Annotated in this window: 6 protein-coding genes and 1 pseudogene; 1 reads left to right on the forward strand and 6 read right to left on the reverse strand. The window is 72.1% G+C overall.

Translation table 11 applies throughout. The annotated features are described in order from the left end of the window. Nucleotides 1-16: 16 nt before the first annotated feature. From ACJOT3_RS30475 to ACJOT3_RS30495, 5 genes are all read right to left on the reverse strand, one after another. Complete coding sequence (locus ACJOT3_RS30475; RefSeq protein WP_406976590.1) at nt 17-943, reverse strand: RluA family pseudouridine synthase; 927 nt, start codon at nt 941-943, stop codon at nt 17-19. Continuing rightward, on the reverse strand, nt 940-1,617 hold the full coding sequence (lspA, locus tag ACJOT3_RS30480) for a signal peptidase II (RefSeq protein WP_406976591.1): 678 nt from the start codon (nt 1,615-1,617) through the stop codon (nt 940-942). The genes ACJOT3_RS30475 and lspA overlap by 4 nt, the downstream gene beginning before the upstream one ends. Nucleotides 1,618-1,646: 29 nt before the next feature. Beyond that, a complete protein-coding gene (locus ACJOT3_RS30485; RefSeq protein WP_406976592.1) occupies nt 1,647-2,057 on the reverse strand; it encodes a TraR/DksA family transcriptional regulator in 411 nt (136 codons plus the stop codon). 186 nt (nt 2,058-2,243) lie between these two features. After that, the gene (locus ACJOT3_RS30490; RefSeq protein ID WP_406976593.1) at nt 2,244-2,399 is read right to left on the reverse strand and encodes a hypothetical protein; all 156 of its coding nucleotides are present in this window, start codon (nt 2,397-2,399) and stop codon (nt 2,244-2,246) included. A gap of 8 nt (nt 2,400-2,407) precedes the next feature. Beyond that, nucleotides 2,408-2,668 (reverse strand): hypothetical protein, encoded by a 261-nt coding sequence (locus ACJOT3_RS30495; protein ID WP_220562492.1) that lies wholly within the window; start codon nt 2,666-2,668, stop codon nt 2,408-2,410. A gap of 359 nt (nt 2,669-3,027) precedes the next feature. Between ACJOT3_RS30495 and ileS the strand changes: the two genes are divergently transcribed. After that, the gene (gene ileS, locus ACJOT3_RS30500) at nt 3,028-6,231 is read left to right on the forward strand and encodes an isoleucine--tRNA ligase (RefSeq protein ID WP_406976594.1); all 3,204 of its coding nucleotides are present in this window, start codon (nt 3,028-3,030) and stop codon (nt 6,229-6,231) included. A gap of 143 nt (nt 6,232-6,374) precedes the next feature. Here the strand turns inward: ileS and ACJOT3_RS30505 are convergent. Next, nucleotides 6,375-7,089, reverse strand: a pseudogene (locus ACJOT3_RS30505) (hypothetical protein); the annotation flags it as partial.

Below are 7,089 nucleotides of genomic sequence, written 5' to 3' on the forward strand. Positions count from 1 at the left end.
CCCTCGCGCACGTTCGTCAGTCCTCGCGCAGGACCTCCATGGCCCGCTCCAGGTCCTCCGGGTAGGGGCTGGAGTACTCCACCGGCCGGTGCTCGGTGGGATGGTCGAACCCGAGCCGCACCGCGTGCAGCCACTGGCGGCGCACCCCCAGGCGCTCGGCGATCGTGGGGTCGGCCCCGTAGAGCATGTCGCCCACGCACGGGTGGCGCAGCGCCGACATGTGCACCCGGATCTGGTGGGTGCGCCCGGTCTCCAGCTTGATCTCCAGCAGGCTGGCCGCCCGGAACGCCTCCTGGGTGTCGTAGTGGGTGACCGAGGGGCGCCCGCCCGCGACCACGGCCCAGCGGCCGTCGCCCGCCGGGTGGCGGTCGATCGGCGCGTCCACGGTGCCGCGCAGCGGGTCCGGGTGGCCCTGGACCAGGGTGTGGTAGCGCTTGTCCACCGTGCGCTCCTTGAAGGCGCGCTTGAGGACGCTGTAGGCGGTCTCGCTCTTGGCGACCACCATCAGCCCGGTGGTGTTGGCGTCCAGCCGGTGCACGATGCCCTGGCGCTCGGCGGCGCCGCTGGTGGCCACCTGGATCCCGGCGGCCAGCAGGCCCTCCAGGACGCTGGGCCCGGTCCAGCCGACGGTGGGGTGGGCGACGACCCCGACGGGCTTGTCGACCACGATGATGTCGGCGTCCTCGTGCACGATCCGCATGCCCGGGACGGGCTCGGGGCGCGGCACGGGGGCGGTGGGCGGCGGCGGGAGGGTGATCTCCAGCCAGGCGCCGGCCTGGACACGGTCGGACTTGCCCGCCGCGGAGCCGTCGACCAGGACGCTGCCGTCGACGATGAGCTCGGCGGCGCGGGTGCGGGACAGCCCGAACAGGCGGGCGATAGCCGAGTCGAGCCGGTCGCCCTCCAGGCCGTCGGGCACGGGCAGGCTGCGGGTGTCGCTCACTGGCCCTTCCCTTCGGTGGTGGTGTCGTCGTCGGGGCGATCGTCGGCGGCGCCCTCGGGGGCCGGTCCCCCGGCCTTCTCGGCGTCCCCGGTCCCCTCGGCCGTCCCGGCCTTCTCCTCGGTATCGGCCCTCCCGGCCGTCTCCGCGGTGTCGGACGCCTTGTCGTCGGAGGCGATGCTGCCGTCCAGCTCCACGCCCTTGAAGGTCAGCAGGACGACCAGGCAGGCGCCGACCACCACGCAGGAGTCGGCGATGTTGAACACCGGGAAGCTCATCACCTTGATGAAGTCGACCACGGCGCCGTGCAGCGGCTCCGCCCCGCGGAAGATGCGGTCCACCAGGTTCCCGGCGGCGCCGCCCATCATCAGGCCCAGCGTGACCGCCCACCAGGCGCTGCGCACCCGCAGGCCCAGGTAGGCGATGGTGCACACCACGATGATGGCGATGGTGGAGAACACCCAGGTGTGGTCGGTGCCCATGGAGAACGCGGCGCCGGTGTTGTACACCAGCGTGAACTGCACGATCTCGCCGATGACGTCGAGCCGCTCGCCCTCCCGGAAGGTCGCCAGGACCCATTCCTTGGTGAGGAGGTCGGCACCGATGGCGGCGAGCGCGACGAGCACCAGCAGCAGGTAGCGGCGCGGGTGTGCCCCCGGCGTGCGGGCGGTGGTCATGTTGCTGTCCCCGGAGGGCTCTACCTCAGTCAGCGACGCTCCTCGCGCTGTTTGCAGGAGACGCACAGGGTGGCCCGCGGGAACGCCTGGAGGCGCGCCTTGCCGATGGGCCGTCCGCATGAGTCGCAGACCCCGTAGGTTCCCGCGTCCATCCGTTCGATCGCCCGCTCGCTCGCGGCGAGCAGGTCACGAGTATTGTAGGCCAACGCCAACTCGTGTTCGCGTTCGAACGCCTTGGCCCCGGTGTCGGCGGGGTCGTCCCCGGCCCCTTCCACGGGGTCCTCCAGCCGTTCGGCGACCTGCTCCTCGACCTGGCGTATCTCCCTGCGCGCGGCGGCGATGTCGTCGTCCAGGCGTTCGCGGACCTGCGCGAGCTCCTGCCGGGTCCAGGGCTCCTCGCCGGGCAGCACCGGCAGATCCGCCGTTTCGGTGGCCTTCATCGCACTTACCTCCCGACCGTGCGACCCCGCCCGTACCCCGCCGACCTGCGGGATCACCCCGTGGGCGAAAGCCGCGACTGGTGCCGGAAGCCTAGGCGAGCCTCGCCCCCTTGGCAACGACCCGGGCACCGCCGGAGCCGTGTTCACCGGGCGCGCAGTCACGGCGCGCACTCACCGGCCGTGTGTTCACAGGTCGCGCCGGTACAGCACCTCGGGCACCGGGCTCTCCGGGTGCTCCCGGGCGATGAGGCCGCGGTAGGCCGCGTGCCGGGAGGCGGCGTTGACGGCGGCGATGGCGGGGGCGTCGGCCGGGGTCGCGCGGCGGATGCGCACGGGGTCCATGGCGGCGGTCACTCGGCGGCGGCGAAGCCGCCGTAGTCCTCGGCGAGGGCGGCGAGGTGGGGCTCGTCGAACACCGCCGGGCCGCCGTGCGGGCCGGTGCGCACCTCGATCACCCAGTCGGCGTCCTCGGCGTCGTCCTCCCCCGCCAGCATGTCCCGGTGCACCAGGCACGGTTCGTAGCCCTGCTCCAGCAGCTGCTCGGCCAGCTCCTCGGCGTCGTCCCGGTCCGCAAGCGTCACCAGGACGGTGCCGCGCACGTTCTCCGCCACCGGGCCCTCCCGTCGAAAAAGCGCGAGGCGGCGCCCCGCGCTGCGTTATCCTGTGCCCAGGTGTGGATGGGGACGAGTAGTGCCGGCCCCGACCGGACGGACACAGCTTAGAAGCGGTCACGGCGTCCGAGCGACCCGGGGGTGGTGGGAGCCCGGGGGTACGACCGGCACGAAAATCACCCCGGAACCGCCGGAAGAACAGGGCCCGCGCCCCCAGTAGAACCGGCAGACGTGAACGAAGTGGGAGCCGACCCGGCCGCCGTCGCGCGGACCGGACTCCGGTGTCCAAGGAGGGTGGTACCGCGGGGCCCCGTGCCTCGTCCCTCCGTCAGGAACGACCCTGATGGAAAGGTACGACGGTGGCCAACGAGTCCCGGCCGAGCGCGTCCCGCGCACTCCCCCAGCTGCCCGCGCAGATCGACCTGCCCGCGATGGAGCGCGAGATCCTCGACCGCTGGTCGAAGGAGAACGTCTTCCAGCGCTCCCTCGACCAGACCCGCGGCGGCCCCAACTGGGTGTTCTACGAGGGTCCCCCCACCGCCAACGGCCAGCCCGGCGTGCACCACGTCGAGGCCCGCGCGTTCAAGGACGTCTTCCCGCGCTTTCGCACCATGCGCGGCTACCACGTCGACCGCAAGGCCGGGTGGGACTGCCACGGCCTGCCCGTCGAGGTGGCCGTGGAGAAGGAGCTGGGCCTGTCCGGCAAGAAGGACATCGAGTCCTTCGGCATCGCCGAGTTCAACGCCCGCTGCCGCGAGTCCGTGCTGCGCAACGTCGACGCGTTCACCGCGATGACCGAGCGCATGGGCTACTGGGTGAACATGGACGACGCCTACCGCACCATGGACCCCCAGTACGTGGAGTCGGTGTGGTGGGCGCTCAAGCAGATCTGGGAGAAGGGCCTGCTGGTCCGCGACTTCCGGATCAGCCCCTACTGCCCGCGCTGCGGCACCACCCTGTCCGACCACGAGCTGGCCCAGGGCTACGAGACCGTCACCGACCCGTCGGTGTACGTGCGGTTCCCGGTGACGTCCGGGCCGCTGGCCGCCCCCGAGCACCCCACCTCGCTGCTGGTGTGGACGACCACCCCGTGGACCCTGGTGTCCAACACGGCGGTGGCGGTCCACCCCGACGTGGAGTACGTGGTGGCCACCGACGGCAACGAGCGCCTGGTGGTGGCGCGGCCGCTGTTCGAGAAGGTCCTGGGCGAGGGCTGGGAGCTCACCGGGGAGTCCTACGAGGGCGACGAAATGGAGCGCTGGACCTACCAGCGGCCCTTCGACCTGGTGCCGTTCGACGAGCCCGCCCACTACGTGGTGCTCGCCGACTACGTGACCGTCGAGGACGGCACCGGCCTGGTGCACCAGTCGCCCGCGTTCGGCGCCGACGACATGGCGGTGTGCCGCGCCTACGGGCTGCCGCTGGTCAACCCGGTCCGCCCCGACGGCACCTTCGAGGCCGACCTGGACCTGGTCGGCGGGGTCTTCTTCAAGGAGGCCGACAAGACGCTGGTGCGCGACCTCAAGGACCGGGGCCTGCTGTTCCGGCACCTGAACTACGAGCACTCCTACCCGCACTGCTGGCGCTGCCACACGGCGCTGCTGTACTACGCGGTGCCGTCCTGGTACATCCGCACCACCGCGGTCAAGGACGAGCTGCTGGCGCAGAACCAGGCCACCAACTGGGTGCCGGAGAACGTCAAGGAGGGCCGCTTCGGCGAGTGGCTGCGCAACAACGTCGACTGGGCGCTGTCGCGCAACCGCTACTGGGGCACCCCGCTGCCGGTCTGGGAGTTCCCCGACGGGCGGCAGATCTGCGTGGGCTCGCTGGAGGAGCTGGGCCGGCTCAGCGGGCAGGACCTGTCGAACCTCGACCCGCACCGGCCGTTCGTGGACGACATCGTCATCCCCGACCCGGACGCCGACCCGTCCCTGCCCGAGGAGGAGCGGGTGGCCCGGCGGGTGCCCGAGGTGATCGACGCCTGGTTCGACTCGGGGTCGATGCCGTTCGCCCAGTGGGGCGCGCCGCACGCCAACGCGGACGTGTTCGCCGAGAACTTCCCGGCGCAGTACATCTCCGAGGCGATCGACCAGACCCGCGGGTGGTTCTACTCGCTGCTGGCGGTCAACACGCTGGTGCACGACCGCAACGCGTTCGAGAACGTGGTGGTGCTCGGCCACATCCTCGCCGAGGACGGCCGCAAGATGAGCAAGCACCTGGGCAACGTCATGGAGCCCATCCCGGTGATGGACCGGCACGGCGCCGACGCGCTGCGGTGGTTCATGCTGGCCAGCGGCTCGCCGTGGACGGCGCGCCGGGTGGGCCACGCGGCGCTGGAGGAGATCGTCCGCAAGGTGTTGCTGACCTACTACAGCACCGTGTCGTTCTTCACCCTGTACGCGAACGCCGGTGCGGGCTGGGACCACGCACGGCTGGCCGACGCCCCGGCGCCGCAGGACCGGCCGCTGCTGGACCGGTGGCTGCTGTCGGAGCTCAACGAGGTCGTCCGGGACGTCACCGAGGCTCTGGACACCTTCGACACGACGGCGGCGGGCCGCCGCCTGACGGCGTTCGTCGACGACATCTCGAACTGGTACGTGCGCCGGTCGCGCCGCCGGTTCTGGGGCGGCGCGGACACCCCCGAGGGTGCGGCGGCGTTCGCGACGCTGTTCGAGGCGCTGGAGACCGTGACGCTGCTGATGGCGCCGGTGGTGCCGTTCCTGACCGACCACGTGTGGACGGCGCTGCGCCGCCCGGACGCCCCGGAGTCGGTGCACCTGGCGTCGTGGCCGCAGGTCCGCGAGGACCTGATCGACCCGGAGCTGTCGGCGCACATGGCGCTGACCCGCCGCCTGGTGGAGCTGGGCCGCTCGGCCCGGGTCGACTCGGCGGTGCGCACCCGCCAGCCGCTGGCGCGGGCCCTGGTGGGCGCCGCCGGGTTCGCGGACCTGCCCGCGCAGCTGCGGGACCAGATCGCCGACGAGCTGAACGTGGCGTCGCTGGAGTCGCTGTCGACGGTGGGCGGCGACCTGGTGGACTACCTGGTCAAGCCGAACTTCCGGGCGCTGGGCAAGCGGTTCGCCAAGCGGACCCCGCTGGTGGCCAAGGGGATCGAGGCGGCGGACCCGGCGGAGCTGGTACGCCAGGTGCGCGACACCGGGTGGGCGCAGGTCCGGGTCGAGGGCGAGCCGGTGGAGGTCAGCGCCGACGAGGTGCTGGTCACCGAGCAGCCGCGCGAGGGCTGGGCGGTCGCCTCCGGTGCCGGTGAGACGGTGGCGCTGGACCTGGAGCTGACGCCGGAGCTGCGCCGGGCGGGCCTGGCCCGCGAGATGGTGCGCATGCTCCAGGAGGCCCGCAAGCAGAGCGGCCTGGACGTGTCGGACCGGATCCACGTGTGGTGGGCGGCCACCGACGAGGCCGCCGCGCAGGCGCTCGACGAGCACGCCGCGACCATCGCCGGCGAGGTGCTGGCGGACGCGTTCACCGTGGGAGAGATCGGCGCGGACCTGCACCGCACCGAGTCGGAGGAGTTCGGGGTCGCCTTCGGCTTCCGCCGGGCCTGACCGGACACGACGGGCGCCGTCCCCCTCGGGGGGCGGCGCCCGTCGCCGTTTCCCGAGCCGGTCCCACCCCCATCAGGAGCGGCAGGGGACACCGTGGCCTCACGATCACCTGGGCATCGGCGTACTCACCGGGGCGGCGGGGGTCAGTCGCGGGTGAACGCCGCCGTGGCGTCGGGGTCCTCGTCCTGCTGGGGCTTGCGGTAGGAGAACGCGGCCGTGGTGTCGGGATCCTCGTCGCCGCGCTGCGGAATGCTGTAGGAGAACCGTTTGGGCTCCTCGGCGGCAGGGCTCTCCGGCTCGTCCTCCCCGCGCCGCGGGATGCTGTAGGAGAAGCCCTTGGGCTCCTCGGTCTCCTCCGCCGACGGCCGGGAGTCGTCGCCCTCGGCGGGCGCCGTCACATCGTTCGCATCAGGAGTGTCAGCGGCATCGGCGGCCTCATCCGCCTCTTGCGTTTCGCGCGTCTCAGAGACCCATGTGGTCTCGTCATCCTCGTCAGTAACAGGGGCATCAGCATCCCCGCCGCCCCGGTTGAACCACGAGGGCTCGGCGTCGGCCGCGTCGTCCTCATCCGCATCAGGGGCATCGAAGGCGACGGTGGCCTCAGGGGCATCGCCGCCCTCGCCGTCCCGGTCCGCATCGGCGGCGGGCTCCTCCGGCTCGGAGAGCCAGATGATCTCGTCATCCTCATCGGTCACCGGGGTATCGGCGTCCCCACCGTCCCGGTCCGCGTCGTCGTCCTCGGCGGGCGCCGTCGTCTCGTCCGTATCAGGAGTGTCAGCGGCATCGTTGGCCTCATCCGTCTCCTGAGCCTCAGAGACCCATGTGGTCTCGTCGTCCTCATCCGCATCAGGAGCGTCC

Origin of the sequence: Nocardiopsis protaetiae, assembly GCF_045446735.1 — a bacterium.
In the GTDB taxonomy this organism is placed as follows: domain Bacteria; phylum Actinomycetota; class Actinomycetes; order Streptosporangiales; family Streptosporangiaceae; genus Nocardiopsis; species Nocardiopsis protaetiae.

Excerpts from the sequence above, each read along its gene's own strand:
- lspA (WP_406976591.1), bottom strand. The coding sequence starts at position 1,617 with ATGACCACCGCCCGCACGCCGGGGGCACACCCGCGCCGCTACCTGCTG.
- ACJOT3_RS30485 (WP_406976592.1), bottom strand. The coding sequence starts at position 2,057 with ATGAAGGCCACCGAAACGGCGGATCTGCCGGTGCTGCCCGGCGAGGAG.
- ACJOT3_RS30490 (WP_406976593.1), bottom strand. The coding sequence starts at position 2,399 with ATGGACCCCGTGCGCATCCGCCGCGCGACCCCGGCCGACGCCCCCGCC.